Below are 25,783 nucleotides of genomic sequence, written 5' to 3' on the forward strand. Positions count from 1 at the left end.
GTTGTACGCCGCTGCTTGGGTCTGGCTGGCGCAGGCTCGGATGCTGTTGGGGCGGCTTCAATAGATTTCTTCTACACCCTCTTGGCGACCCAAAAGAAAGAAGGTGCGCCGCCGGGCGCACATCCCGGCCTCAGACCACAGCACAAGCACAGCAGCAAACTACCGCCAACCACAGAGTGCTATGGAATCCATAGCTGCTCGTGCTTAAGAAAAAAGCACGAGCGGCCTGTTTGACTTTCATCCTCCAAGCGCCGCACCGGCACACCCCCGCAGCCCCACAACGCCCCCCCGGCAACCCCACCGCCTCGCAGAAGCCCCCACGGCCTCTCACCCCCAGGCACCTTGGCGACAGCCCCGCACTTGACGCTAGACCGACCGGTCTAGATACTGCACCCATGCCGCCACGCCCCCGCTCTGCGCCCTCCACCTCGTCGCCCGCTGCATCGCCCGCCGACGCGTCAGCGCCCCCTGGCACTGCCGCACCTGCCGCACCCGCGCCCTCCACCCGCGACCGCCTGGTCCAGGCGATGGCCCGCGCGCTGCGTGAGCGCGGCCTGCACGGCGTGGGTTTGGCCGAGGTGTTGGCCGATGCAGGCGCGCCCAAGGGCGTGCTGTACCACCACTTTCCCGGTGGCAAGACCGAGCTGGCCACCGCCGCCATTGCCGCCGTGACCGAGGCCATGGTGCAGCGTCTGCAGGCCCTGCTGGCCGCAGGCGCCGATCCGGTGGCCGCGCTTACCCGCTGGGTGGGCGAGGCCGAGCGGCAGCTGGTGCGCAGCCAGTTCACCGCCGGATGCCCGCTGGCCACCGTGGCGCTGGAGACCACGCCCGACGACCAGGCGCTGCGCCAGGCGCTCGATACCGCGTTTGTCCGCATCCGCAGCACCGTGGCCGATGCGCTGGCGGCCTCCGGCATCCCGCCCGCGCGGGCCCAGATGCTGGCGGGGCTGGTGCTGGCGGCTTACGAGGGCGGCTTGCTGCAGGCCCGCGTGGCGCAAGACGGCGCGGTGCTGCAGAGCGTGCTGCAAGGGCTGGTGCGCTGGATCGAGTCCGAAATTCCTGGTCGCAGCCCGGCGACGCCCCACCTTCCACCGACCCCGGAGGCTTCATGACCCTTGAGACCCTTGCTCCCACCCGCGCCGCTCCCGCAGCAGCGGTGGAGCCCGAAGCGCTCACCCTCACCGCGGCCGACGGCACGCCGATTGCCGCGCTGCGCTACCGCCCCGAAGGCACCGCCCATGCGGGCCTGCTGGTGGGCAGCGCCACGGCCGTGCCGCAGGGCTTTTACCGGCGCTTTGCCCAGCATGCGGCGGCGCGCGGGTTTGATGTGCTGACGCTCGACTACCGCGGCATTGGCCGCTCGGCCCCGCCCAGCTTGCGGGGCTACGAGGTCGATTACCTGGATTGGGGTCGGCAGGACCTGGCCGCCGGGGTGGAGGCGCTGCGCCAGCCGGGCCGCCCGCTGTATCTGGTGGGCCACTCGTACGGCGGGCATGCGCTGGGCCTGCTGCCCAACCACCACGAGGTGCACGCCTGCTGGACCTTTGCCACGGGCGCGGGCTGGCATGGCTGGATGCCGCCGCTGGAGCGCCTGCGCGTGCAGCTCATGTGGAAGGTGGTGGGGCCGCTGTGGACGCGTCGCGCCGGTTACCTGCCCTGGAGCCGACTGGGCATGGGCGAAGACCTGCCGCTGGGCGTGTACCGGCAATGGCGTCACTGGTGCAGCTTTCCGCGCTACTTCTTCGACGACCCGGCCATGCCGCACATGGCCGAGCAGTTCGCGCAGCTGCGCCTGCCCATCGTGGCGGCCAACGCCACCGACGACGCCTGGGCGCCCCCGGCATCGCGCGACGCCTTCATGCAGGGCTACCGCAATGCGACCGTGCAGGCCGTGACCATCGACCCCGTGGTGGACCGCACCGGGCCGATTGGCCACATGGGTTACTTCCGGCCGCAGGCGCGGGCGTTGTGGGATCAGTGCCTGGACTGGCTGGCCTCGGCGCCGCACCAGGTCCAGGGAAGCTCCGCATAACTCCCTGCGGGCTGCGCTGGCACGGCCTCGGGCGGTCCATTGCGTTGCGTTTCTTGCCCGTAGCCGTGCGATGGCTGCAAAAAGCGCCTTGTGGTCCATACCGATCCGCACCCGCGCATCCTCGCGAGGGTGATGCAGAGCTTTCCAGGCGGCCGCCGCTGCCCGCGCGCTGCGGGCCTGAGCACGCCCCGGGGGTGGCGCACGCTCAGCCGTTGACCAGCAGCGCGCCCTCGCGCGTCGCTGCGCCCGAACGCACCAGGTCGTCCATCAGCGACTGCAGCCAGGCGGCTTCGGGCTGGTCGGCAAAGTGTGCGCGGTGCAGCAGCCCGAAGTAGGGCGTTCCCTCGGCCCAGGCCTGCAGGCGCGCCACCGGCACCTGCTGCCATTCGAGCAGCTTGTACTTGAGCAACACCTTGGCCGCGTACAACGCGTGGCGCTGCGGGTCTTGCACAAACCCGGCCAGACGCTTGCGTGCATAGGCCAGCGCGCCGCCCACATCGGTGAACACGCTGCCATGGCCCGGAATGACCACGCGCGGCTCCAGGCGCTCAATCAGGTCGAGCGTGGCGCCCACGGCTGCAAACGCGTCTTCGCCCTCGATTTCAGGAAACACCACGCCAAAGCCACGCTCCCAGAGCGCGTCGGCTGCGATCAGCACGCCTGCGTCGGGCGCGTACAGCACCACCGAATGCGTGTCGTGCCCCGGGGCTGCGTGCACCTGCCAGCGGCGCGCGCCCACGCGCACTTCGGTGCCGGGCTCCAGCAGGCCGTCAAAGCGAAAGCGCGGGCATTCCTGGCCCGTGGGGCGGTAGCTCAGGCGGGACTCGTCCCAGGCGCGCACGGCCTCGGCCTCACCCGGGGCAATGCGCGTGTGCACGCCCGGCCAGCGGGCTTGCAGCGCGGCGTTGCCGCCGCAGTGGTCGCTGTGCAGGTGGGTGTTGAGGATGTGGGCCAGCGGCTGCCCGCCCAGCGCGGCCTGCACCAGTGCCACCGTCTGCTCGGCGTGGGTGCAGTAGCCGGTGTCGACCACGGCGGCGCCCTGCGGGCCATGCAGCAGCACGTTGTTGGCCGACAGCCAGCCGCGCTCGAGCACCTGGATGTCGGGCGGCAGCGCCACGGCTGCCGAAGCGCCCGTGGCCCCCACTTACTTGCTGCTGGCGCGCAGTTCGCGCCGCAGGATCTTGCCCACGTTGCTCTTGGGCAGCTCGTCGCGGAACTCGATGTACTTGGGCCGCTTGTAGCCGGTGAGGTTTTCCTGGCAGTAGCGGGCCACGTCGTCTTCGGTCAGGGCCGGGTCGTTCTTGATGATGAACACCTTGATCGCCTCGCCCTGCTTGGCGTCGGGGATGCCGATGGCCGCGCATTCGACCACGCCCGGGCACAGCGAGATGACCTGCTCCAGCTCGTTGGGGAACACGTTGAAGCCGCTGACCAGGATCATGTCCTTTTTGCGGTCGATGATGCGCGTGAAGCCGCGCTCGTCCATGATGCCGATGTCGCCCGTGCGCATGAAGCCATCGGCCGTAAAGGCCTTGGCGTTCTCGGCCGGCTGGTTGTAGTAGCCGGTCATCACGTTCGGGCCCTTGATGCAGATTTCGCCCGACGCGCCCTGGGGCAGGCTGTTGCCGTCGTCGTCCTTGATGGCGATCTCGATGCCCGGCAGCGGCAGGCCGATGGTGCCGCTGAACTCCTTGGCCGTGACCGGATTGTTGGTGCCGATCGCGCAGGTCTCGCTCATGCCCCAGCCTTCGATCATGGTGCTGCCGGTGACCTTCTGCCACTGGCGCGCCGTGCCTTCGGAGGCCGCCATGCCGCCGGCCTGCGACACGCACAGGGTCGAGAAGTCGATGCTCTTGAACTGCGGATGCTGCAGCAGCGCGTTGAACAGCGTGTTCACGGCCGGCAGCATGTGGAAGGGCCGCTTCTTGAGCACCTCGATGAACTTCGGAATGTCGCGCGGGTTCGGGATCAGCGTGAGGCTGGAGCCCTGCCGGATGGCCAGAAGGCACAGCGTGAGCGCGAAGATGTGGTACAGCGGCAGCGCGGCAATGCTGTTGGCCTTGCTCAAGTCGCCCACCTTGGACAGCGCGGGCGTGAACCAGGCCTCGGCCTGCAGTGTGGCGGCCACGATGTTGCGGTGGGTGAGCACCGCACCCTTGGAGAGGCCCGTGGTGCCGCCCGTGTACTGCAGGAAGGCAATGGAGTCGAGGGTGGCCTGGCTGGGCGAGAGGCTGCGCGACTCGCCGATGGACAGTGCCTTTTTGAAGGTGACGACCTTGCGGCCCTGCGACAGCGGCAAATCGTACGCGGGCACCATCTTGGCCAGGTGGCGCACGGCAAAGGTGATCCAGCGGCCGTACCAGAAGCCCAGCAGGTCGCCCATGGAGGCCATCACCACATGCTTGACGCCCGTGTGCTCGATGACCTCGGCCAGCGTGTGGGCAAAGTTCTCCAAGATCACGATGGCGCTGGCGCCCGAATCCTTGAGCTGGTGCTCCAGTTCGCGCGCGGTGTAGAGCGGGTTCACGTTCACGCAGGTGTAGCCGGCGCGCAGCACGGCGGCCATGGTCACGCCGAACTGCGGCACGTTGGGCAGCATGATGGCCACGCGCGCGCCGGGCTCCAGCCCCAGGCTCTGCAGGTACGCGCCCAGCGCGGCCGAGCGGCGCTCCAGCTCACCGTACGACATCCAGCGGTCCATGCAGACCGAGAACGGGCTGTTTGCGTGCTTGCGGAAGGATTCCTCCAGCAGATGCGCGACCGAGCGGTACTGCTCGGGGTTCACATCGTGCGGCACACCCGGGGGGTAGCTCTTGAGCCAGATCTTGTCCATGCGTGTCCTTGTCCTCGGCAATCAAATCAATGAACGGCAACTGCCGGGCATTGTGGAAGCGGGGGCCGCGAAAGGGTTACCGGGCTTGTCCTAGGGTGCGGTGCAGTTCGGTCTCGCAGGTGACAGGATCCCCCTGGAACAGCAGGTCCATCAGGGTCTTTTCGCGGGCTGCAATCGTCTGCAGAAACTGGTCCACGGCCCCGCGTTCGCGGGCCATCGCGCCAAAGGTGTCGAAGCCGGCCTCCAGAAAGCGCTGCAGCGCGCCCATGCCCGCCTTTTCGGCCGGGCCGCGCATCATGCGCAGCATCATCCGCAGGCCGGGCGTGCGCGTGAGCCGGGCCAGGTCCTGCCCCATGCCCAACACGCGCTCGAGCTGCTGCCGACGCGCGTGGGGCTGGCCCACGGCCTGCCAGGCGCGCGCATAGCGCAGGGCGGGCGATTCCGCCGCCGGACCGGCCAGCCAGTTGCGGCCCATGTCATGGTCCAGGGTCTCGGTCTGGGCGTGCAGTTCGGCCAGCGCCACGGCGGTGCCCACCACCGGCTGCGGAAACAGCGTCTGCAGCGTGCCCGCGATGCGGCTGAACTGCTGGTCGCGGTCGCTGTAGTCGCGGTCGCTGTACAGCTCTTCCAGAAAGAAGCGCGATGCGGCGCCGAAGCGGGGCGATGCCATCAGATCGGCATAGGTGCCGGCAAAACGGCGCGATTGCAGGGTCTTCACGGCGGCCACCCCGTCGCCCAGTCCGGGCTCAGCCGTGCGCAGGCGGCGCAGGGCCTGCACGTCGGCGATGCTGTTGCGGATGGTCTGGGCGGCGTCCATGGTCTCTCCGTGCAGGCTCCACAATGCAGGGGCGGGAGCGTCTCTCCCGAGATCATCGGGGATTTCATGATCGCGAAGATACAAGGCTGGCTCGTAAGACTGTGGCTGCTCTGGGTAGCGGGCTGCACGGCCCTGGCTTGGACGCTGGACGCCGCGTGGGCCTGGTGGCTGGTGGTGCTGCCCACGCTGGTGTTCCTGGCTGTGATGGCGCTCGAATGCGCGCTGATGCATGCCCTCAACCGGCGCGACCCGGCCGCGCGCGCCAGCCTGGCGCAGGTGCTGCGCGCCTGGGCGCAGGAGCTTTGGGCGGCCACCGTGGTGTTCGGCTGGCGCCAGCCCTTCCGTGCCGAGCGGCATCCCGATTGGCTGCCCGAAGTGCCCACCGGGCGCGTGGGCGTGGTGCTGGTGCACGGCTACATGTGCAACCGGGCGCTGTGGCAGCCGTGGCTGCCGCGGTTGCGTGCACAGGGCCACGCGCATGTGGCGCTCAGCCTGGAGCCGCCGCTGGCCTCCATCGACAGCTATGCGGCCCAGGTGGAGGCCGCCGTGCGCCGCGTGGAGCAGGCCACGGGCCGGGCGCCCGTGCTGGTGTGCCACAGCATGGGCGGGCTGGTGGCGCGGGCCTGGCTGCGTGCGGTGCCCGATGCCGACCGGCGTGTGGCGCGCGTGATCACCTTGGGCACGCCGCATGCGGGCACCTGGCTTGCGCGCTGGAGCGGCACCCCCAACGGGCGCCAGATGCGCGTGGACAGCGCCTGGCTGCAGGCGCTGTCTGCTGCCGAGCCTCAAGAGCGTGCCGCACGTTTTGACTGCTGGTTTTCCAACTGCGACAACATCGTTTTTCCGGCCTCCACGGCGGTGCTGGCGGGCGCCCGGGTACACGCGTGCCACGGCTTGCCACATGTGCAGATGGCGCTGGACGAGGGGGTGATCGCAGCCTGCCTGGCCCAGATCGCCGAGGCCGACCGCGCAGGCTGAGCACTGGCCAGCCTCCCCAAGCGCTGCGGGGCGCTTGTGGCGCCCCGCAGACTGACAGATTCGCCGTGGTGCGGCGCAGCGCGATCAGGCCATGGCAGGCTCGGTCGCCTCGGCAGCGTTGGCTGCGAATTCCGGCTGGCCGCGCAGCCGCTCGTAGATCGGCGTGAAGTCGGCGGCTGTGAGGTCGAACAACTGCTCGAAGCTGTCGATCACGAAGTAGGTCTGCTGGTAGGTGTCGATCTTGTAGCGGGTGCGCATGGTGCGCTCCAGCTGCAGCGGCAAGCGCTGTGGCTCGGGGCTCTGCACCGAATAGGGCAACTCGCCGCTGGAGCTCAGGATGCCCGCGCCATAGGCCCGCAGACCGCTGCGTTCGCGGATCAGACCGAATTCGATCGTGTACCAGTACAGCCGGCTCAGCATCTCGCACGCTCCCAGCCCGTGTGCCTTCAGGCCGCCCTGTCCGTAGCGTTGCACGTAGTCGGCAAACACCGGGTTGAAGAGCAGCGGCACATGGCCGAACAGGTCGTGGAAGATGTCGGGCTCGACGACGTAGTCGAATTCCTCGGGCGTGCGGATCCAGTCGGTGACCGGGAACTTGCGGTTGGCCAGCAGCGTGAAGAACGGCACCTCGGGAATCAGCCCCGGTACGGCCACGATCTCCCAGCGTGTGGCCTTGTACAGGCGCTCGTTGATCTCCTCGAACCGCGGAATGCGGTCTTTTACGCCCAGCGCGGGCAGCGCGGCGATGAAAGCTTCGCTCGCCAGGCCTGGCAGCAGCGCGCTCTGGCGCTCATACAGGCGGCGGTAGGTGTCGTGGTCCTGTGCGGTGTAGGCCGCAAAGTCCTGCGCGCAGGTGTAGTCGGCGTTCGCGCGGCGGTAGTCGCCGCGCGGTGGGCGCTCGCTGGCGCCATAGACAACGGGTTCGGCAGCCATGGGCGGTGCTCCAGCCAGTGACCCTGCGCTCAGGCCGCTGCCTTGGGCTTGGCCGCTTCGAGCACGCCGCGCTCGATCTGGTCGCGCTCCAGCGACTCGAACAGTGCCTTGAAGTTGCCTTCGCCAAAGCCGTCGCGGTAGTCGCCCTTGCGCTGGATGAACTCGAAAAACACCGGGCCCAGCATGGGGGTGGAGAAGATCTGCAGCAGCAGGCGCGGCGTGCCGTCGGCCGTGGTGCCATCGAGCAGGATGCCACGCGACTGCAGCTCGGACACCGGCTGGCCGTGGCCCGGCAGGCGGCCTTCGAGCATCTGGTAGTAGATGTCGTTGGGGGCCGGTGCCATGGGCACGCCCGCCATCTGCAGCTTGTCCACGGTGGAGAGGATGTCGTCGCAGATCAGCGCGATGTGCTGGATGCCCTCGCCGTTGTACTGCATGAGGAATTCTTCAATCTGGCCGCCGCCCTGCTTGGATTCCTCGTTCAGCGGAATGCGGATCTTGCCGTCGGGTGCCGTCATGGCCTTGGAGGTCAGGCCTGTGTACTCGCCCTGAATGTCGAAGTAGCGGATCTCGCGGAAGTTGAACAGCTTCTCGTAGAAGCCCGCCCAAAAGCCCATGCGGCCGCGGTACACGTTGTGCGTGAGGTGGTCGATTTCGTTGAGGCCATGGCCCACCGGGCGGCGGTCCACGCCTTCGATGAATTCGAAGTCGATGTCATAGATCGACTTGCCGTCTTCAAAGCGGTCGATCAGGTACAGCGGTGCGCCGCCGATGCCCTTGATGGCCGGCAGGCGTAGCTCCATGGGGCCGGTGGGAATTTCGATGGGCTGTGCGCCCAGCTCCAGCGCGCGCTTGTAGGCCTTGTGGGCGTCTTTCACCCGGAAGGCCAGGCCGCAGGCCGACGGACCGTGTTCGGCGCCAAAGTACGCCGCCTGGCTGTGGGGTTCGCGGTTGATGATGAAGTTGATGCCGTTCTGGCGGTACAGCACCACGTCCTTGGAACGGTGGCGCGCCACCAGGGTGAAGCCCAGCTTTTCAAACACGGCTTCCAGCACGCCGGGGGTGGGCGAGGTGAATTCGACGAACTCGAACCCCATCAGGCCCATGGGGTTGTCCCAGGCTTCGATCTGGGCGGCGGTGGCTTGGGGCAGTGCAGCGTTCATGGTGTCTCCGGCCATGTCAGTGAGGATGTCCGCACTGTAGAAGCCGAAGCGGGCATGATTCGCGCGTTTGAAGGCGTGTTCTTATCCTGGTTTGCAGGAAAGTTGCGAATCATCAATGGATGGCGCAGGCTTTACGTGTATGCGACCCTGTTCACCCGGGCGCCACGCTTGCGTGGGGCTCCGGCGACCTGTCCGTCGCTGGCTTACGGTTTGCCTGCACCCGCCTGCAGTGCGCGCATCCCAAGCGCGCCCTCCAGTCGGAGCTGCTCTTCAGCCGAGAACCACTGGTCGCGCAGCGCCTGGCTGTCGCCGGCTTGCTGGCGCGCCTGGGCGTACCGGTCCAGGCGGGCGTTCCAGTCGGCCTGTTCGCGATCGAGTTGGGCCAGCGCCTGGGCAGCGGCGGGGCCGTACTGGGCGCTGCGCTGGGCATGGCGTGTGCGTTCGTCCACCCCTTGCGCGTCAAAGGTCTGGGTCTGGGCCGCGACGCCCAGGTGGGCAATCGCCTCAGCCCGTGCGGCGCGCTCGGCCGCGGGCAGTTCTGCCTCCAGGCTTTGCAGTGCGGCGGCGCGTTCCTGCTCGCTGAGCGCGGGGTTGCGCTGGATTTCCATGCGGGCCACGGCCAGGCGGTCCAGCGCTTCTTCGCGCTCGAACAGGGCCAGGTGCTCCTGGTCGTCAAAGAATCGGCGGCGCAGCGCATCGCGCTCCATCATGGCGGCGCGCAGCGCGCGCGGATCGCTGGGGTCTGCGGGCGGGCGAAGCTCGCCCAATGCCACCCGGTAATCGACATACCGGTAGGCGATCGTCAGGGCCCGCGGGACGAGCTCTGCCGGAAAAAATCGGCCTGCAAGGCCAGCCAGCCGGTCTTTCAGGGCCTGGGGCGATTCGGCTTCGCCCGCTGCCAGCAGCAGCGATTCGAGCCGGTTGCGCAGATCCTGCGCAAGCAAAGGATCGTCGGCGACGGCCTGGCGCGTGGCTGCACGCGCGTCGTCCGACACCGCTGCCCCCGTGTGCGCGAGTGCAGTCGCGTCGGAACGTGTCCCGGCCACACCCGCTGGGGCGACCGCGTTGGGGCCTGGTACGGGCAGCGGTGGCGGCCCGCCCAGGCTGACGAGCACGCCAACCAGCGCCGCCACCGCCAGTGCCGCGGCACCGGCCGCGACTGCGCGGGCACGGCCAGGCTTCGGACTGGCCGTGGAGGTGGAGGGCGTGCTCCGGTCCATCACAGGCCCAGACCCTTGAGGCGGTTGGCGTGGTCGCGGTACAGCGTGACGGGGTCCGGTGAGAACCAGTCGCGCAGGCCCAGCAGCTGGTTCACTTCGTCCAAGTGGTTCTGGCGGTAGTCGCCCAGGTGGCGGCCCAGGCGCGAGGAACAGGCGGACACCAGGCCGTCGTTGGCTTCACCGAACACCAGGCCCAGCGTGGCCAGGGGGGCATCGCTCAGGTCCAGCACGTTGGTCAGGGTCTTGGTGCCCGTCCACGAGAAATAGCGCACACCGTTGACCAGCTCGGGCCCGCTGCCGCAGCCGCTGGGCAGGCCTTGCGGGAAGCGCTGGTTGAAGCGCGCGCTGCCTGCGGTCGTGAGCGAATCGAGCGCCGCCGTGGGCATCTGGGGCAGCCCGGAGCCGCCCGAGAACACATTGATCAGCCCGACCAGCGCCGACGCGGCCGCGTTGGCCACGGCTTCCGACACCGAACCGGCCGGGGCCACACCGCGCACGATATCGGCCACGCGCGAGCCGCGGTTCACGCCACCGATGGACGTGACCGATGCCACCAGCTGCGGCGCCACACCGGCCACGTAGCGGATGGTGGGGCCGCCGTGCGAATGGCCGATCAGGTTGACCTTCTGGGCTCCTGTCATCGCCAGAATGGTGCGCACCTGGGCCAGAAGCTGCTCGCCACGTACCTCGGTGCTGTTGGCGGCCGACACCTGGGCCACGTACACCCGGGCGCCGCCGGAGCGCAGGGCGGACGGAATGCCGTAGAAGTAATCGACGCCCAGCGCCGAGTCGAACCCGAACAGGCCGTGCACCAGCACGATGGGGTAACGGGTCTGCGTGTAGCCCGTTTGCGCATGGGCGGTCGAGGCGGTCCAGAAGGTCAGGCTTGCGGCCAGCAGGGCGAGGGCCCGCCCGAGGCGGCTCCAGAGCGATGGCATGGGATATGTCTCCGGTTGTGATTGGTTTTGGCGGTACAAAAAAGAACGACCGTTCGTTTTTGTGGGACTTATTTTTCCGGGGAAATCCCCTGTCTCCATCGGGACATACCCGCCTGCGGACATACCCGGAGCTGCAGCGCAGCAACGGGCGTGCGTTTCTAAAATCCTGCGTCATGAGCACCTCTTACGCACTGGACAAGCTGGATCGGGCCATCCTGCGCCGATTGCAAGACAACGGACGCGAGACCTACGATGTCATTGGCGAAGAGGTCGGTTTGTCGCCAAGTGCCGTGCTGCGCCGCGTCAAACGGCTGGAGGATGCGGGGGTGATCCATCGCTACGTGGCGCTGGTGCGTCCCGAGGCTGTGGGCCTGGGCCTGACGGCCTACCTGAACGTACGCCTCGAAAAGCACACCGAAACCCACAAGCGCAACCCCATGGACCTGTTCCGCGCCAGTGTGCAGACTTGGCCCGAGGTGGTGGAATGCGCGGCGCTCACAGGCGAGATGGATTACCTGCTGCGCGTGGTGGTGGCCGACATGGCCCACTACAGCCGCTTCATCATGGACACGTTGCTCAAGCACCCCAGCGTGGAAGACTGCAAAACCAGCTTTGTGCTGGACCGCGTGAAGGCCACAACGGCCATGCCGGTGTAGGGGTTTTGGGCGCGTCGCCGAGGCGTCTGGCGCGGGCTTGTCGAGGGCAGCGGGGCTCCCTAAAGTTGAGGAGGTCGGTCTAGATTGCTGCGACGCAGCAAATGGAGCGGACAAAACCTAGGGAAAACCCTAAAATCACGCCCATGATCGCGACGACTAAAGATTGGCTCAAGGCATCATGGGACGCCAGCAAATACATGCTGCGCCCGATGAACGGGCGTGCCCCGTCAGGAGGTCCTTCCGTGTCCACCCCTGTCATGGTTCCCATCCGCTCGCTCGGTCCTTCGTACCGCGAGCGCATCACGGCCCATCTGCTGCAGCTGGAGCCTGCCGACCGCTATCTGCGCTTCGGCTATGCCGCCAACGACGAGCAGATCCGGCGCTATGCCGACCAGCTCGACTTCGAGCGCGACGAGATCTTCGGCATCTACAACCGCCGGCTCGAACTCATCGCCATGGCCCATCTGGCGTTCTCGGAGCATCCCGAGCACAAGCACTGCGCCGAGTTTGGCGTGTCGGTGCTCAAGCAGGCCCGCGGGCGTGGTTTCGGGGCGCGCCTGTTCGAGCGTGCGGTGATGCACGCGCGCAACGAGGGGGTGAACATGCTGTTCATCCACGCGCTGAGCGAGAACACCGCAATGCTGAAAATCGCTCGCAATGCTGGCGCGACTGTGCGGCGTGACGGTTCAGAGTCCGAGGCCTACCTGCAACTGCCCCCGGCCAGTTTGGACACGCGCGTGGCCGAGCTGGTCGAGCAGCAGTTTGCCGAGGTGGACTATCAGCTCAAAAAGCAGGCCAAGCAGTTCTGGAGCTTTCTGGCCGGCGTGCAGGAAGTGCGCAGCGGCGTGCGCAACGCGCGCCACCAAAGCGCCGAATGACTGCGCTGCGGGGCCATCGTCAGCCCCGCGTGGCGCTCGGGTGAAGGGTTTGCCCGGGGCCGCCGACATGGCAATCCGCTATCCTAGGGGTCTGATCCACTACCGCATGTCCTGCACACGTTTCTGTGTCTGACCCGCACCCTGCGCGCTTGCCCGAACGCGAAGACAAGCGCACATTCCTGCAGAAAGTCGCTGAATTCATCCACCCCGGCCCCGACTCGGCCGAGGAACTGATCGACACCCTGGCCGAAGCCGAGGACAACGACGTCATCGGCGCCGAAACCCGCGTGATGCTCGAGCGGGTGATCCGCCTGTCCGACCGCACCGCCGGCGACGTGATGGTGGCCGCACCCCGCATGGATCTCGTCAACATCGACGCACCGTTCGATGAATTGCTCAACCTGGTGATCGGCACGGCGCACTCGCGCTTTCCGGTGTACCAGGGCGAGCGCGAGAACATCATTGGCATCCTCATGGCGAAGGACCTGCTCAAGCTGCAGCGCGCGCCAGAGCTCAACATCCGTGCCTTGTTGCGCCCTGCGGTTTATGTGCCCGAGAGCAAAGGTCTGAACGATCTGCTGCGCGAGTTCCGCGGCAACCGCAATCACCTGGCCATCGTGATCGACGAGTTCGGGCGGGTGGCCGGGCTTGTGACCATCGAAGACGTGCTCGAAGAAATCGTGGGCGAGATCGAGGACGAGTTCGACATCGCCGAAGACGAAGGCGACATCTTCGGCCTGGCCGACCGCACCTACCGCGTGAGTGGCGACACACCGTTGGAGCGCGTGCGCGAAGCCTTCAACGTCGAGCTGCACGGCAGTGACCGCGAAGAGCACTTCGACACCATTGGCGGCCTGATCGCGCACGAGATGGGCCACGTGCCCCGCCGTGGCGAAAGCCATACCCTGGAAGGGCTGCAGTTCGTCGTGCTGCACACCAAGGGCGGTGCCGTGCGCTGGTTCAAGGTGTCGCGTCCCGAAGCCAGCGAAGACGCGTGATGGCGGCGTTCGAGCACGCCGCCCCCCGATCGGGTGCGTGGCGGGGCCTGCTGGCGCTGCTGGTGCTGGCAGCCGGGGTGCTGCAGGCCGGCGCACTGGCTTGGCCATGGGCCGCCCCGCTGACAGCGCCCGATGGCACCGTGGCGGGCGCGCCGCCGCTGTGGTGGCTGCAACTGCTGTCGCTGGCGGTGCTGTGCGCGGTGTTGCTGCGCACCGAGCGGCCCGCGCAGGCCGCATGGTGGGGCGGGCTGTTTGCCACGGCCTGGCTGTCCGCCACCTTCTGGTGGCTGTTCATCTCCATGCATGTGTACGGCGGGCTGGCGGCGCCGCTGGCCGCAGCGGCGGTGCTTGCGCTGGCGGCCTTTCTGGCGAGCTACTACGCCATCGCTTCATGGCTTTTTTGCCGTTTCAAGTCCCGTGGACAAGCACGAGCAGCTCTCTTTTTTGTAGCGCTCTGGACGCTCGCCGAAATGGCCCGCGGCACGCTGTGGACGGGCTTCCCCTGGGGGGCGGGCGGCTACGCGCACGTTGAGGGCCCCCTGGCGCCGCTGGCGCGATGGGTCGGCGTGTACGGCGTGGGTGCCGCGGCAGCGGCGGTGGCCATGTTGCTCGCGCAAGGCCTGCACGTGCTGCGCATGCACCCGCGCCAGCGCCTCGCGTGGCTGGCGGCCTGGACCCTGGTGCTGCTGGTGTGTGCGGCGGCCACGGTGGCGCGCACCCGGGCGCTGGACGACGCCCGGGCCGATGGCGGCGTGGCCGCGGCGGCGGCGCGCGTGCACACGCTGGCCCTGCTGCAAGGCAACATCCCGCAGGACGAGAAATTCCAGCCCGGCAGCGGCGTGCCGCTCGCGCTGGCCTGGTATGCCGAGGCGCTGCGCAGCACGCCAGCCCGCATGGTGGTGGCGCCCGAGACGGCGGTGCCGCTGCTGCCCCAGCAGCTCATGCCCGGCTACATGGACGGGCTGCGGGAGCACTTTGCCCGTGGTGAGCAGGCCGCGCTGGTGGGCGTGCCCTTGGGCGACGCGGAGCAGGGCTACACCAATTCGGTGCTGGGCTGGGCCCCAGAGGCGGCCGAGTACCAGTACGACAAGCACCACCTGGTGCCGTTTGGCGAATTCATTCCCCCGCTGTTCCGCTGGTTCACCGCGATGATGAACATCCCGCTGGGCGACTTCAACCGCGGTGCGGTGGGGCAGGCGTCCATGGCTTGGGCGGGCGAGCGGTGGGCTCCCAACATCTGCTACGAGGACTTGTTTGGCGAAGAGTTGGCCGCCCGGTTCGACCGGCCGGAAACGTCCCCCACGGTGTTTGTCAACGTGAGCAACATCGCGTGGTTTGGCGACAGCGTGGCCATCGACCAGCACCTGTCGATCAGCCGCATGCGCGCGCTGGAATTCGAGCGCCCGATGGTGCGCGCCACCAACACCGGGGCCACAGCCGTCATCGACCATCGGGGACAGGTCACGCACGCACTGCCGCGCCTTACGCGCGATGTGCTGCTGGCCGACGTACAGGGCCGGGGTGGACCCGACGCTGACACCTGGGCGGCCACGCCGTTTGCGCGCTGGGCTGCGCCCTGGGGTCTGGCCCCGGCCTGGATGGCGATGGGGTTGCTGGCCCTGGCCTGCGCACGGTGGCGGCAGCGGTCCCGTGGGCGAGGGCGCGCTTGATCCACATCAGCGCCCTGCGGGGCTTGCGGGCTGCCGCGGCCCAGGGGCGCGCCCTGCCTCGATAATAGAGGGGCCGCACCTTGACAGAACCGGGTGAGGCACAACACGAGGCGGCCCACGCCGCCACTCTGGAGCACAACTGAAAATGGCAGATTCCTTCTCGTACGAACAGCTGATCGCCTCGGGCGAAGGCCGGTTGTTCCAGCCCGACAGCGGCCGCTTGCCGCTGCCGCCCATGCTGATGTTCGACCGCATCACGCACATCGACAGCGACGGCGGTGCGCACGGGCTGGGAAGGATCGTGGCCGAACTCGACGTCAAGCCCGACCTGTGGTTCTTTGACTGCCACTTCCAGGGCGACCCGGTCATGCCCGGCTGCCTGGGGCTTGATGCCATGTGGCAGCTCATCGGCTTTTACCTGACCTGGCTGCAACTTCCGGGCCGCGGCCGTGCGCTGGGCGCGGGCGAAGTCAAGTTCACCGGCGAGGTCGGTCCCGACGTGAAGCTCGTCACGTACGAAATCGACATCAAGCGCGTGATCAAGCGCAAGCTCAACATGGCCATCGGCGACGCACGACTGCTGGCCGATGGCAAGGAAATCTACGTGGCCAACGACCTGCGCGTGGGCCTGTTCCAGCGGGAGGGCGCAGCCGGAGGTGCCGCATGAGCCCGCGCCGTGTCGTCATCACGGGCATGGGCATCGTCTCGTGTATCGGCAACGACCTGGCCACCGTCGAGGCCTCGCTGCGCGCGGGCACCAGTGGCATCAAGGCTGTTGAAAAATTCAAGGAGCTGGGCCTGCGCAGCCAGGTCGGTGGCGTGCCCGAGATCGACATCGAGGCCCGCATCGACCGCAAGCAGCTGCGCTTCATGGGCGATGCAGCGGCCTATGCGCAGATCGCGCTCGAGGACGCGATTGCGCAGGCCGGGCTCACGCCCGCGCAGGTGAGCCATCCGCGCACGGGGCTGATCATGGGCTCGGGCGGCGGCTCGCCGGCCAACCAGATCGAGGCCGCCGACACCTTGCGCGAAAAGGGCATCCGCCGCGTGGGGCCCTACCAGGTCACGCGCTGCATGAGCAGCACGGTCTCGGCGTGTCTCGCCACCAACTTCCAGGTCAAGGGCATCAACTACTCCATCACCTCGGCCTGCTCCACCTCGGCGCACTGCATCGGCGCGGCGGCGCAGCAGATCGCCTGGGGCATGCAGGACGTGATGTTCGCCGGCGGCGGTGAAGAGCTGTCCTGGGGCATGTCGCTGCTGTTCGACGGCATGGGTGCGATGTCGAGCAAGTACAACGACACGCCCGAGCGCGCCTCGCGCGCCTACGATGCGAACCGCGATGGCTTCGTGATCGCAGGCGGTGGCGGTGCCGTGGTGCTGGAAAGCCTGGAACACGCCCAGGCCCGCGGCGCGACCATCCTGGCCGAAGTGGTGGGCTTTGGCGCCACCAGCGACGGCGCCGACATGGTGGCCCCGTCGGGCGACGGCGCGATTGCCTGCATGCAGCAGGCGCTGCAGGGCATCGAAGGCCCGATCGACTACATCAACACCCACGGCACCTCGACCCCGGTGGGCGACATGCAAGAGGTACGTGCCATGCAGGCGTTGTTCGGCGACGCCGTGCCACCGTTCTCCAGCACCAAATCGCTGACCGGCCATTCGCTGGGCGCCACCGGCGTGCAGGAGGCCATCTACTGCGTGATCATGCTGCGCAAGGGCTTCATTGCAGGCTCGGTCAACGTCGAAACGCCCGACCCGGCGCTCGGCAGCATGCCGCTGGTCACGAAAACGCGCGACGCGCAGCTCACCACGGTGCTCTCCAACAGCTTCGGCTTTGGGGGCACCAACGCAAGCCTGGTGCTGCGCCGCTGGGGCAGCTGAGTCGCACGCTCCACGCTGGCTGCCCAAGCCGCTGTGCAGGTCACAGCGGCTTTTTTTTGCCCGCCGGATCGGCCTGCAGCGCCTCGTGCAGGGCCGGCCCCAGCAGCGCACGCATGCGGGTGGCCGCCAGCCCCTCGGGCACGCTGCGCGCCTGGTAGGCGAATAGCGAAATGGGGGCCAGCTCGTGCAGTTCCTGGGTCACCACGCTGGCCGGGTCCTGCCGCTGCGCGGTGAGGAAGTCGATCACCGTCCACCCCATGCCCAGCCGCACCAGTTCGAGCGCCAGTCGCGAGGTCTGCACCTGGATGGCCGGTGCGAGCGGGGCGCCCACGCGCTGAGCGATGTCGTCGATGGACTGGCGCATCGGATCGTCGCCCACCAGGCGGATCACCGGCACCTGCGTCAGGCGCGCGCGCAGCGTGGCGGCGCGGGGTGCCCGGCCCCACAGCGCCGGGGCCACGGCCAGCGACAGGCGCCCGCTGACCAGCAACTCGCTGCGGATCTGCGGGTGCGGATGCGCATAAAAGCCCAGGCCGAAGTCCACGCTGCGCGTGAGCAGGGCCTGCGTCATCTGGTCTTGGTGCAGCGTGCGCACCTCCACCGCCACCTGCGGGTAGCGGGCGGCGTGGCGCTGCAGCAGGCGCGGCAAAAACTCGTGCGTCACCGCCGGAATGGCCGCCAGCCGCACCTGCCCCTCGTCGCTGGCCCCCAGGTTGCGTGCGGTGCGTCGCAAGGCATCGAGCTGCTGGTGGATGCCCTGCGATTCGGTGGCCAGCACGCAAGCCTCCGGCGTGGGCGACAGTCCCTGGCGCGTGCGCACGAACAGCCGGTAGCCCAGCTGCAGCTCGGTGTGCGCCACGGCCTTGCTCACGGCAGACGGCGTGATGCACAGCAGCCGCGCGGCAGCGCTCATGTTGCCGGTTTGCAGCACGGCCTGAAAGACTTCCAGCTGGCGCAGGTTCATGCGTCGTCTCCGGTGTGGGTGTGAGTAAAAGTCAAAGCAAAAGGCCAATTATTCCGCTTTGGTGTGCATGCTTGTCCCATAGCATGCGCCCACCTGCACCAAGAGGCAGGGAGTGCGAACGACCGGCGGCGCGGGCACAAGCCGCGTTCCGGTCCGCCGTGCTGCAAGCCAACCCATCAGGAGATATTTGCCGTGTTGTCCGCTTCCTTGTTGTCTGCTTCGTTCACCCGCCGCGGCCTCGCCGCCCTGCTGCTGTCGGCCGCATCGGCCGCTGCGCTGGCCCAGGCCGCCAAACCGCATGTGGTGGTGCTCGCCACGGGCGGCACCATTGCCGGTGCTGGCGCTTCGGCCGCCAACAGCGCCACCTATGCCGCCGCCAAGGTGCCGGTCGACAAGCTGCTGGCCGGTCTGCCCGAGCTGTCGAACGTGGCCAAGGTGTCCGGCGAGCAGGTGTTCCAGATCGCCTCGGAGAGCTTCACCAATGACCACCTGCTCAAGCTGGGCCAGCGCGTGTCGGCCCTGGCCAAGCAGGCCGACGTGGATGGCATCGTCATCACCCATGGCACCGACACCATGGAAGAAACCGCCTACTTCCTCAACCTGACGGTGCGCACGGCCAAGCCCATCGTGCTCGTGGGCTCGATGCGCCCGGGCACGGCCCTGTCGGCCGACGGCGCGCTGAATCTCTACAGCGCCGTGAGCGTGGCCGCCAGCAAGGACGCCGGTGGCAAGGGCGTGCTCGTGAGCATGAACGACGAAATCCACACCGGGCGTGACGTGCACAAGCATGTGAACATCAAGACCGAGGCCTTCAAGAGCCAGTGGGGCCCGCTGGGCATGGTGGTGGAGGGCAAGAACTACTGGTTCCGCGCACCCGTCAAGCGCCACACCCTGCAGTCGGAGTTCAACATCGACGACATCAAGGCCCTGCCGGCTGTGGACATCGTGTACGGCTACGGCAACATGAACACCACGGGCATCGAGGCCTACCACCGTGCGGGCGTGAAAGCCCTGGTGCATGCGGGCACGGGCAATGGCTCGGTGGCGGCGCAGGCGGTCGAGTCGCTCAAGGCGCTGCGTGCCAAGGGCGTGCACGTCATCCGCTCGTCGCGCGTGCCCGACGGCTTCGTGATCCGCAACGCCGAGCAGCCCGACGACCAGTACGACTGGGTGGTGGCGCACGACCTGCGCCCGCAGAAGGCCCGCATCCTGGCCATGGTGGCGCTGACCAAGACCAACGACAGCAAGGAACTGCAGCGGATCTTCTGGGAGTATTGACAGGCTCCCCCTGAGGCGCTGCGCGCCTTCCCCCTCTCTCGCCTGGCTGCGCGAGCCGGGAGGGGGCGCCCCCAGCGGGGCGGGGCGGCCCTTGCGCGGGGGCACTGGCAGGGGCCGCGCCCGCTGCGGCGGCAACGGCTAGTTCCGTGTGAGGAAGGTATGAGATGACTTGGCGCACTGAACGTGATGCGCCGACGGTTGCCCGCATGGGCGGCCCCCGGTGCGCACCGGCAGACCGCGCGCGTGATCGGTGGGAAAGGCTGGGGCTCCAAAAGGGCTCCGGCCTTTTTTCATGGGCGGGCCGGGGCGCAGCGTGGCGGCGCGCCTTGGCCGTGGGCGCCGGGCCGTAAAATCACTGGTTTGCGTGCGGGGCCTGCCCTGTGCGCGGGCGCGCGCCGGCTCATGGGCCGTTTGTCGTGTTCGTTCTTCCCTCATTCCGGCCCTGGTCCTGCCAGCGCCCAAGACACCTCACCTCGCCGCATGTTGACCTTCCAGCAAATCATCCTGAAGCTGCAGTCCTACTGGGACGCGCAGGGCTGCGCGCTGCTGCAGCCCTACGACATGGAAGTGGGAGCGGGCACCTCGCACACCGCCACCTTCCTGCGCGCCCTGGGCCCCGAGCCCTGGAAGGCCGCCTACGTGCAGCCCAGCCGCCGCCCCAAGGACGGCCGCTATGGCGAGAACCCCAACCGCCTGCAGCACTACTACCAGTACCAGGTGGTGCTCAAGCCCGCGCCCAGCAACATCCTGGAGCTGTACCTGGGCAGCCTGGAGGCGCTGGGCTTCGACCTGAAAAAGAACGACATCCGCTTCGTGGAAGACGACTGGGAGAACCCCACGCTCGGCGCCTGGGGCCTGGGCTGGGAGGTGTGGCTCAATGGCATGGAGGTCACGCAGTTCACCTACTTCCAGCAAGTGGGCGGCATCGACTGCAAGCCCATCACCGGCGAGATCACCTACGGCCTGGAGCGCCTGGCCATGTACCTGCAGGGCGTGGACAACGTCTACAACCTGAAGTGGACCGACACCATGAGCTACGGCGACGTGTATCACCAGAACGAGGTGGAGCAGTCCACCTACAACTTCGAGCACAGCGATGCCGAATTCCTGTTCACCGCCTTTGGTGCGCACGAAAAGCAGGCCAAGCACCTGATGGAGCAGCAGCTGGCGCTGCCCGCGTACGAGCAGGTGCTCAAGGCCGCCCACACCTTCAACCTGCTGGATGCGCGCGGCGCGATCAGCGTGACCGAGCGCGCCGCCTACATTGGCCGCATCCGCAACCTGGCGCGCAGCGTGGCCCAGAGCTACTACGAAAGTCGCGAGCGCCTGGGCTTCCCGATGGCGCCGCGCGAGTGGGTGGCGCAGATCCCGAAAAAGGCCGCCTGATGATCCTGGAGGTGGCCACCCTGCAGGTGCGGCCCGGCCAGGCGGCCGCGTTCGAGCAGGCGTTTGCCCAGGCGCAGCGCATCATCGCCGCCATGCCCGGCTACGGGGGGCACGAGTTGCAGCGCTGCCTGGAGCACGATCACCAGTACGTGCTGCTGGTGCGCTGGGCCACCTTGCAGGACCACACCGAGGGCTTTCGCGGCTCGCCGCAGTACCAGGAATGGCGCGCGCTGCTGCACCATTTTTATGACCCGTTTCCGACCGTGCTGCATTACAGCCCGGTCTTTCCGTCCGAGAGCGGATCCATCGCATGACCACCCAGAACCTTCTCGTCGAACTGTTTGTCGAAGAACTGCCGCCCAAGGCGCTGCGCAAGCTCGGAGACGCGTTTGCCAGCGTGCTGGCCGACCAATTGCGTGCCCAGGGGCTGGCCTCGGCCGCCTCCGTGGTCACGCCGTTTGCGTCGCCGCGCCGCCTGGCGGCCCATGTGACGGCCGTGCTCGCGCGTGCGGCCGACAAGGCGGTGCAGCAAAAGCTCATGCCTGTGAGCGTGGGCCTGACGGCCGACGGCCAGGCCGCGCCCGCGCTGCTCAAGAAGCTGCAGGCCCTGGGGGCCGACGTGAGCGACCCGGCCGCGGCCGTGGCAGCCCTGAAGCGCGCGCCCGACGGCAAGGCCGAAGCCTTGTTCTACGACAGCATCGTGCCCGGTGCCGAGCTGGCCGCGGGCCTGCAAAAGGCGCTGGACGAAGCCCTGGCCAAGCTGCCCATCCCCAAGGTCATGACCTACCAGCTCGAAACCGACTGCGAGCTGCCGGGCTGGAGCAGCGTGCACTTTGTGCGCCCGGCCCACGGCCTGGTGGCGCTGCACGGGGCCGAGGTGGTGCCCGTCAAGGTGCTGGGGCTCACGGCGGGCAACACCACCACCGGCCACCGCTTTGAAGCCGCGCTGCCGCGCGTGACCATCGCCCATGCCGACCAGTACGCTGAAACCCTGGCGCGCGATGGCGCGGTGATCGCCGGTTTTGCCGAGCGCCGCGCCGAGATCGTGCGCCAGCTGCAGGCCGCAGCCCAGCAGGTGGGGGGGGGCGTGCGCCCCATCGAAGACGAGGCCCTGCTCGACGAGGTGACAGCCCTGGTCGAACGCCCCAACGTGCTGGTCTGCCAGTTCGAGGAGCAGTTCCTCGAAGTGCCGCAGGAGTGCCTGATCCTGACGATGAAGGCCAACCAGAAGTACTTCCCGCTGCTGGATGCGCAGGGCAAGCTCACGCACCGCTTCCTGGTGGTGAGCAACATCCGCCCCGACGATGCAAGCGCCGTGATCGGCGGCAACGAGCGTGTGGTGCGTCCGCGCCTTGCCGACGCCAAATTCTTCTTCGACCAGGACCGCAAGAAGACGCTGGCCAGCCGCGTCGAGGGGCTCTCGAAGGTGGTCTATCACAACAAGCTGGGCACGCAGGGTGAGCGCATGCAGCGCGTGCGCGCCATCGCCAACGCCATCGCCGAGCGTGTGTTCGGCCAGATCGTGGCGCAGCATGCGGTGCTGGCCTCGGCCGAAGGCGAGATCGCGCGCGACTACCTGCGCTCGTGCGTGGACATGGCCGCGCAACTGGCCAAGACCGACCTGCTGACCGACATGGTGGGCGAATTCCCCGAGCTGCAGGGCATCATGGGCGGCTACTACGCGGCCAACGACAACCTGCCCGTGGAAGTGGCGCATGCGATCGAAGACCACTACAAGCCGCGCTTTGCGGGCGACGAACTGCCGCGCGACCATGTGGGGCTGATCGTGGCCCTGGCCGACAAGCTCGAAACCCTGGTGGGCATGTTCGGCATCGGCAACCTGCCCACGGGCGACAAAGACCCGTTTGCGCTGCGCCGCCATGCGCTGGGCGTGGTGCGCATGCTGGCCGAAAAAGACCTGCCGCTGGGCCTGGACGAGCTGCTGCACTGCGCCGTGCCAGCCTTTGGCGACAAGATCACCGACCCGACGGCCGCGTTGTCCGACTTCATCTACGACCGCCTGGCCGGCAGCCTGCGCGAGCAGGGCTACCGCGCCCAGGAGGTCGAGGCCGTGCTGGCCCTGCGCCCGCAGCGCCTGGCCGACGTGGCCAAGCGCCTCGAAGCCGTGCGCGCCTTTGCCGCGTTGCCCGAAGCCGCCGCACTGGCCGCGGCCAACAAGCGCGTGGGCAACATCCTCAAGAAGGCGGGCGAGGTCGATGCCCACGTGAGCGAGGTGCTGTTGCAGGAAGACGCCGAAAAGGCCCTGTACGCCGCGCTGCAGGCCACCGGCCCGCAGGCCGACGCGCAGTTTGCCGCGGGCGACTACACCGCCTCGCTGCGCACGCTGGCCGCGCTGCGTGCGCCGGTGGATGCATTCTTTGAGCACGTGATGGTCAACGCCGAGCAACTCGATCTGCGCCTGAACCGCCAGGGCCTGCTCAAGCGCCTGCACGAGGCGATGAACCGCGTGGCCGACCTCGCAAGCCTCGCGGCCTGAGGCCCGGGCCAACCCCCGAGGCCTTTGCCCATCGTCCATGGCCCAGCGTACCGTTGCGCACCCCGGAGCCGCCACCATGAAGCTTGTGATCCTCGACCGCGACGGCACACTCAACCCGCTGGTGGACGGCTATATCACCACGCCCGACGAGTGGACGCCGCTGCCCGGCGCGCTCGAAGCCGTGGCGCGCCTGGCCCATGCGGGCTGGCATGTGGCCGTGGCCACCAACCAGCCGGGTCTGGGCCGGGGCCTGCTTGATGTGGTGGCGCTCAACGCCATCCACGCGCGCCTGCAGCGACAGCTGGCCGCACTGGGCGGGCGCATCGATGCGATCTTTTTCTGCCCGCACGCGGCCGATGAAGACTGCCACTGCCGCAAGCCCGCGCCGGGCCTGCTGGAGCAGATCGTCGAGCGCTACGGCGTCGAACCCCACGAGGTGCAGGTGGTCGGCAGCTGCAGCGCCCACCTGCAGGCCGGTGCGGCGCTGGGCGCCGTGCTGCACCTGGTGTGCACGGGCGCGGCCGCCGACTGCGCGCCGGGCCAGCCGCTGCCGCCGGGCTGTCCGGCCGGGGCGCAGGTGCATGCCGATTTGGGCGCATTTGTCGATGCCCTGCTGGCCGCGCCCGCGCCGGCTGGTCGTGCCGCCTGATGCTATGTTTTTGATAGCTGCTCGTGCTTTATTCTGAAGCACAAACGGCCTATTTCACTCCGAAACCACCATGGCCCTGATCCGATCCATCGTTCACCTGCTCTGGATGGGCGTGACCGTCGTGCCCTACGCCATTGCCATCCTGCTGGCGGCGCTTGTGGGCGTGCGCGGCGTACCGCTGTACCGCATCGCCGTGGCCTGGCTCAAGCTGTCGATGGACGGCGCGCGCTGGTTCATGGGCATTCAAGTGCGCGTCTCGGGCATGGAACACCTGCCGCAGGGCGAGCGCAGCGGGGCCATCCTGCTGCTCAAGCACCAGTCCACGTACGAGACCTTCCTGATGCCGACGATCATGCCGCACCCGCTGGCCTATGTGTTCAAGAAGGAGCTGCTGTACGTGCCCTTCTTCGGCTGGGCCATGGGCCGGCTCGACATGATCCACATCGACCGCAGCCAGCGCGCCCAGGCCTTCAACAAGGTGGTGGCCCAGGGCAAAGACCTGTTGGCCCAGGGCATCTGGATCATCATGTTCCCCGAAGGCACGCGCGTGGCCCGCGGGCAGAAGGGCCAGTACAAAACCGGCGGCACGCGCCTTGCCGTGGAAACCGGCGCGCCCGTGGTGCCGATTGCCGTCACCTCGGCCAAGTGCTGGCCGCGCAAGGCCTTCATCAAGCGCCCGGGTGTGGTGGATGTGTCGATCGGCCCGCCCATTCCCAGCACTGGCCGCCAACCCGACGAGCTGATGCGCGAGGTCGAAGACTGGATCGAGGCCGAGATGCGCCGCCTCGACCCCGATGCTTACAAGACAACCCCCTGAGGCGCTGCGCGCCTTCCCCCTTCTCTCGAATGGCCGCGCCATTCGGGAAGGAGGACGCCGCCAGCGCGGCGGGGCGGCCCTTGCGCGGCGGCCACTGGCTTGGGCCGTGCCAGTGGCAAAAGCTGCGTGCGTTTTTGTGGGCCCTTGGGGACTGTTGAGCTGATGCAGCGGCTGGTGCAACTGGTGCTGGACTTGTTCGACGCGCCGCCTGCGGTGGCGCAGCCTCCTGCGTCCCCTTCGCCCCCTGCGCCCCGTTCCTCCCAAACTTCAGGGCCCAATCGGCCGCTCGTGCTTGAAAATCAAGCACAAGCAGCTCCTGATTTCATAGCAAACGCCGCGCCTGCCGTGCCGCTGCCCGCGGTGCTGGCCCCGGCCGAGTTCCGCCACCCGCAGGCCAACCGCGAGATCCGCCTGGGCGACGCCACCGTGGCCTTTGCGCTGCAGCGTGCGCGGCGGCGCAGCATCGGCTTTACCGTGGGGGCCGACGGCCTGTCGGTGCGTGCGCCGCGCTGGGTCACGCTGGCCGGTGTCGATGCCGCCGTGCGCGAGAAGCAGGACTGGATCCTGCGCAAGCTCACCGACGCGCAGGCCCGCCGCGCGCGTCAGGAAGACGGCCGTATCCGCTGGGCCGACGGCGGCACGCTGCCCTACCTGGGCGCACCGCTGGCGCTGCGGCTGGACCCGGCCCACCGCTTTGCCGGCCGCGGCGCCGCCCTGGCCCCCGATGCCGCCACCGGACAGCCCGCGCTGCACCTGGCGCTGCCGCACCATGCCACCGAGGCGCAGATTCGCGACCTGGTGCACGCCTGGCTCATGCGCGAGGCGCGCCGCCACTTCACCGAGCGGCTCGACCACTTTGCCCCGCTGCTGGGGGTGCGCTGGACGGCACTGCGCTTGTCGGGCGCGCAGACGCGCTGGGGCAGTGCCAAGGCCGATGGCTCCATCCGCCTGAACTGGCGGCTCATGCACTACGGGCCCGCGCTCATCGACTACGTGGTGGCGCACGAGCTGGCCCACCTGCGCGTGATGGACCACAGCCCGCGCTTCTGGGACACGGTGGCCGAGGTCGTGCCCGACTACGCCCGCCTGCGTGCCGCGCTGCGCGACCAGCCCGCGCCCTTGTGGGAATAGGCGCTGCGCAGCGGCCGGGGCACAATCGGCGGCGTTGCGCGCGGGCGTGCACGGTGCACTG

The 25,783-nt window shown here is 68.3% G+C and carries 24 protein-coding genes; 16 read left to right on the top strand and 8 right to left on the bottom strand.

Going from position 1 to position 25,783, the window contains the following annotated elements:
• The first annotated feature begins 395 nt into the window (after window positions 1-395).
• Together ABD866_RS02085 and ABD866_RS02090 are read left to right on the top strand one after the other, a co-directional pair.
• Window positions 396-1,112 carry a TetR/AcrR family transcriptional regulator gene (locus ABD866_RS02085; RefSeq protein WP_345060747.1) on the top strand — a complete coding sequence of 239 codons (717 nt, stop codon included), beginning with the start codon at window positions 396-398 and terminating at the stop codon, window positions 1,110-1,112.
• Complete coding sequence (locus ABD866_RS02090; protein WP_345060749.1) at window positions 1,109-2,032, top strand: alpha/beta hydrolase family protein; 924 nt, start codon at window positions 1,109-1,111, stop codon at window positions 2,030-2,032. Before ABD866_RS02085 ends, ABD866_RS02090 begins: the two co-directional genes overlap by 4 nt.
• Before the next feature lie 205 nt (window positions 2,033-2,237).
• On the opposite strand, the gene ABD866_RS02095 is transcribed toward ABD866_RS02090, so the two are convergent.
• From ABD866_RS02095 to ABD866_RS02105, 3 genes are all read right to left on the bottom strand, one after another.
• Window positions 2,238-3,176, bottom strand: a complete 939-nt coding sequence (locus ABD866_RS02095) for an MBL fold metallo-hydrolase (protein ID WP_345060751.1) — start codon at window positions 3,174-3,176, stop codon at window positions 2,238-2,240.
• Window positions 3,177-4,865 carry an AMP-binding protein gene (locus ABD866_RS02100; RefSeq protein ID WP_345060753.1) on the bottom strand — a complete coding sequence of 563 codons (1,689 nt, stop codon included), beginning with the start codon at window positions 4,863-4,865 and terminating at the stop codon, window positions 3,177-3,179.
• 76 nt (window positions 4,866-4,941) lie between these two features.
• Entirely contained in the window at window positions 4,942-5,682 is a 741-nt protein-coding gene (locus ABD866_RS02105; protein ID WP_345060755.1) for an FFLEELY motif protein, read from the bottom strand.
• Window positions 5,683-5,748: 66 nt separating this feature from the next.
• Here ABD866_RS02105 and ABD866_RS02110 point away from each other — a divergent pair, with 66 nt between their 5' ends.
• Entirely contained in the window at window positions 5,749-6,660 is a 912-nt protein-coding gene (locus ABD866_RS02110; RefSeq protein WP_345060757.1) for an alpha/beta fold hydrolase, read from the top strand.
• 84 nt (window positions 6,661-6,744) lie between these two features.
• Here ABD866_RS02110 and phhA read toward each other — a convergent pair whose 3' ends face one another.
• From phhA to ABD866_RS02130, 4 genes are all read right to left on the bottom strand, one after another.
• Complete coding sequence (gene phhA / locus ABD866_RS02115; protein ID WP_345060759.1) at window positions 6,745-7,593, bottom strand: phenylalanine 4-monooxygenase; 849 nt, start codon at window positions 7,591-7,593, stop codon at window positions 6,745-6,747.
• Window positions 7,594-7,622: 29 nt separating this feature from the next.
• Window positions 7,623-8,756 carry a 4-hydroxyphenylpyruvate dioxygenase gene (hppD, locus tag ABD866_RS02120; RefSeq protein WP_345060761.1) on the bottom strand — a complete coding sequence of 378 codons (1,134 nt, stop codon included), beginning with the start codon at window positions 8,754-8,756 and terminating at the stop codon, window positions 7,623-7,625.
• A gap of 203 nt (window positions 8,757-8,959) precedes the next feature.
• Window positions 8,960-9,976 (bottom strand): lipase secretion chaperone, encoded by a 1,017-nt coding sequence (locus ABD866_RS02125; protein WP_345061010.1) that lies wholly within the window; start codon window positions 9,974-9,976, stop codon window positions 8,960-8,962.
• Window positions 9,976-10,914 (bottom strand): esterase/lipase family protein, encoded by a 939-nt coding sequence (locus ABD866_RS02130; protein WP_345060763.1) that lies wholly within the window; start codon window positions 10,912-10,914, stop codon window positions 9,976-9,978. The genes ABD866_RS02125 and ABD866_RS02130 overlap by 1 nt, the downstream gene beginning before the upstream one ends.
• Before the next feature lie 173 nt (window positions 10,915-11,087).
• Between ABD866_RS02130 and ABD866_RS02135 the strand changes: the two genes are divergently transcribed.
• The 6 genes from ABD866_RS02135 (at window position 11,088) to fabB (ending at window position 17,000) form a co-directional block, all read left to right on the top strand.
• A complete protein-coding gene (locus tag ABD866_RS02135; protein WP_345060765.1) occupies window positions 11,088-11,570 on the top strand; it encodes an Lrp/AsnC family transcriptional regulator in 483 nt (160 codons plus the stop codon).
• Window positions 11,571-11,716: 146 nt separating this feature from the next.
• Complete coding sequence (locus tag ABD866_RS02140; RefSeq protein WP_425549533.1) at window positions 11,717-12,448, top strand: GNAT family N-acetyltransferase; 732 nt, start codon at window positions 11,717-11,719, stop codon at window positions 12,446-12,448.
• Between the two features lie 125 nt (window positions 12,449-12,573).
• A complete protein-coding gene (locus ABD866_RS02145; protein WP_345060767.1) occupies window positions 12,574-13,446 on the top strand; it encodes a CorC family transporter in 873 nt (290 codons plus the stop codon).
• Complete coding sequence (lnt, locus tag ABD866_RS02150; protein ID WP_345060769.1) at window positions 13,446-15,116, top strand: apolipoprotein N-acyltransferase; 1,671 nt, start codon at window positions 13,446-13,448, stop codon at window positions 15,114-15,116. Before ABD866_RS02145 ends, lnt begins: the two co-directional genes overlap by 1 nt.
• Before the next feature lie 145 nt (window positions 15,117-15,261).
• Window positions 15,262-15,783: a bifunctional 3-hydroxydecanoyl-ACP dehydratase/trans-2-decenoyl-ACP isomerase gene (fabA, locus tag ABD866_RS02155; RefSeq protein ID WP_345060771.1), complete on the top strand. Its 522-nt coding sequence runs from the start codon at window positions 15,262-15,264 to the stop codon at window positions 15,781-15,783.
• The gene (gene fabB, locus ABD866_RS02160; protein WP_345060774.1) at window positions 15,780-17,000 is read left to right on the top strand and encodes a beta-ketoacyl-ACP synthase I; all 1,221 of its coding nucleotides are present in this window, start codon (window positions 15,780-15,782) and stop codon (window positions 16,998-17,000) included. Before fabA ends, fabB begins: the two co-directional genes overlap by 4 nt.
• Before the next feature lie 40 nt (window positions 17,001-17,040).
• Here the strand turns inward: fabB and ABD866_RS02165 are convergent, their stop codons facing one another.
• The gene (locus ABD866_RS02165; protein ID WP_345060776.1) at window positions 17,041-17,964 is read right to left on the bottom strand and encodes a LysR family transcriptional regulator; all 924 of its coding nucleotides are present in this window, start codon (window positions 17,962-17,964) and stop codon (window positions 17,041-17,043) included.
• A 207-nt stretch (window positions 17,965-18,171) separates the two neighbouring features.
• On the opposite strand from ABD866_RS02165, the gene ABD866_RS02170 reads away from it, so the two are divergent.
• From ABD866_RS02170 to ABD866_RS02200, 7 genes are all read left to right on the top strand, one after another.
• The gene (locus ABD866_RS02170) at window positions 18,172-19,242 is read left to right on the top strand and encodes an asparaginase (RefSeq protein WP_425549534.1); all 1,071 of its coding nucleotides are present in this window, start codon (window positions 18,172-18,174) and stop codon (window positions 19,240-19,242) included.
• Window positions 19,243-19,722: 480 nt separating this feature from the next.
• Entirely contained in the window at window positions 19,723-20,628 is a 906-nt protein-coding gene (gene glyQ / locus ABD866_RS02175; protein ID WP_345060778.1) for a glycine--tRNA ligase subunit alpha, read from the top strand.
• Complete coding sequence (locus ABD866_RS02180; RefSeq protein ID WP_345060780.1) at window positions 20,628-20,942, top strand: antibiotic biosynthesis monooxygenase family protein; 315 nt, start codon at window positions 20,628-20,630, stop codon at window positions 20,940-20,942. Before glyQ ends, ABD866_RS02180 begins: the two co-directional genes overlap by 1 nt.
• Window positions 20,939-23,125, top strand: a complete 2,187-nt coding sequence (glyS, locus tag ABD866_RS02185; RefSeq protein WP_345060782.1) for a glycine--tRNA ligase subunit beta — start codon at window positions 20,939-20,941, stop codon at window positions 23,123-23,125. The genes ABD866_RS02180 and glyS overlap by 4 nt, the downstream gene beginning before the upstream one ends.
• Window positions 23,126-23,201: 76 nt before the next feature.
• Window positions 23,202-23,774: a D-glycero-beta-D-manno-heptose 1,7-bisphosphate 7-phosphatase gene (gene gmhB / locus ABD866_RS02190; protein WP_345060784.1), complete on the top strand. Its 573-nt coding sequence runs from the start codon at window positions 23,202-23,204 to the stop codon at window positions 23,772-23,774.
• Window positions 23,775-23,844: 70 nt separating this feature from the next.
• Window positions 23,845-24,591 (top strand): lysophospholipid acyltransferase family protein, encoded by a 747-nt coding sequence (locus ABD866_RS02195; RefSeq protein WP_345060786.1) that lies wholly within the window; start codon window positions 23,845-23,847, stop codon window positions 24,589-24,591.
• Window positions 24,592-24,753: 162 nt separating this feature from the next.
• Window positions 24,754-25,722 carry a M48 family metallopeptidase gene (locus ABD866_RS02200; protein WP_345061013.1) on the top strand — a complete coding sequence of 323 codons (969 nt, stop codon included), beginning with the start codon at window positions 24,754-24,756 and terminating at the stop codon, window positions 25,720-25,722.
• Window positions 25,723-25,783 lie beyond the last annotated feature (61 nt).

This window comes from Acidovorax lacteus (assembly GCF_039540375.1).
Taxonomy (GTDB): Bacteria; Pseudomonadota; Gammaproteobacteria; order Burkholderiales; family Burkholderiaceae_C; genus Acidovorax_G; species Acidovorax_G lacteus.

What these genes read in the sequence shown, in the direction of transcription:
- ABD866_RS02105 (WP_345060755.1), bottom strand. Translation starts at nt 5,682, where the DNA reads ATGGACGCCGCCCAGACCATCCGCAACAGCATCGCCGACGTGCAGGCC.
- fabB (WP_345060774.1), top strand. Translation starts at nt 15,780, where the DNA reads ATGAGCCCGCGCCGTGTCGTCATCACGGGCATGGGCATCGTCTCGTGT.
- ABD866_RS02135 (WP_345060765.1), top strand. Translation starts at nt 11,088, where the DNA reads ATGAGCACCTCTTACGCACTGGACAAGCTGGATCGGGCCATCCTGCGC.
- ABD866_RS02110 (WP_345060757.1), top strand. Translation starts at nt 5,749, where the DNA reads ATGATCGCGAAGATACAAGGCTGGCTCGTAAGACTGTGGCTGCTCTGG.
- ABD866_RS02125 (WP_345061010.1), bottom strand. Translation starts at nt 9,976, where the DNA reads ATGGACCGGAGCACGCCCTCCACCTCCACGGCCAGTCCGAAGCCTGGC.
- ABD866_RS02085 (WP_345060747.1), top strand. Translation starts at nt 396, where the DNA reads ATGCCGCCACGCCCCCGCTCTGCGCCCTCCACCTCGTCGCCCGCTGCA.
- fabA (WP_345060771.1), top strand. Translation starts at nt 15,262, where the DNA reads ATGGCAGATTCCTTCTCGTACGAACAGCTGATCGCCTCGGGCGAAGGC.
- lnt (WP_345060769.1), top strand. Translation starts at nt 13,446, where the DNA reads ATGGCGGCGTTCGAGCACGCCGCCCCCCGATCGGGTGCGTGGCGGGGC.
- ABD866_RS02195 (WP_345060786.1), top strand. Translation starts at nt 23,845, where the DNA reads ATGGCCCTGATCCGATCCATCGTTCACCTGCTCTGGATGGGCGTGACC.
- glyQ (WP_345060778.1), top strand. Translation starts at nt 19,723, where the DNA reads ATGTTGACCTTCCAGCAAATCATCCTGAAGCTGCAGTCCTACTGGGAC.
- ABD866_RS02200 (WP_345061013.1), top strand. Translation starts at nt 24,754, where the DNA reads ATGCAGCGGCTGGTGCAACTGGTGCTGGACTTGTTCGACGCGCCGCCT.
- ABD866_RS02180 (WP_345060780.1), top strand. Translation starts at nt 20,628, where the DNA reads ATGATCCTGGAGGTGGCCACCCTGCAGGTGCGGCCCGGCCAGGCGGCC.
- ABD866_RS02100 (WP_345060753.1), bottom strand. Translation starts at nt 4,865, where the DNA reads ATGGACAAGATCTGGCTCAAGAGCTACCCCCCGGGTGTGCCGCACGAT.
- ABD866_RS02165 (WP_345060776.1), bottom strand. Translation starts at nt 17,964, where the DNA reads ATGAACCTGCGCCAGCTGGAAGTCTTTCAGGCCGTGCTGCAAACCGGC.
- ABD866_RS02090 (WP_345060749.1), top strand. Translation starts at nt 1,109, where the DNA reads ATGACCCTTGAGACCCTTGCTCCCACCCGCGCCGCTCCCGCAGCAGCG.
- hppD (WP_345060761.1), bottom strand. Translation starts at nt 8,756, where the DNA reads ATGAACGCTGCACTGCCCCAAGCCACCGCCGCCCAGATCGAAGCCTGG.
- gmhB (WP_345060784.1), top strand. Translation starts at nt 23,202, where the DNA reads ATGAAGCTTGTGATCCTCGACCGCGACGGCACACTCAACCCGCTGGTG.
- phhA (WP_345060759.1), bottom strand. Translation starts at nt 7,593, where the DNA reads ATGGCTGCCGAACCCGTTGTCTATGGCGCCAGCGAGCGCCCACCGCGC.
- glyS (WP_345060782.1), top strand. Translation starts at nt 20,939, where the DNA reads ATGACCACCCAGAACCTTCTCGTCGAACTGTTTGTCGAAGAACTGCCG.
- ABD866_RS02130 (WP_345060763.1), bottom strand. Translation starts at nt 10,914, where the DNA reads ATGCCATCGCTCTGGAGCCGCCTCGGGCGGGCCCTCGCCCTGCTGGCC.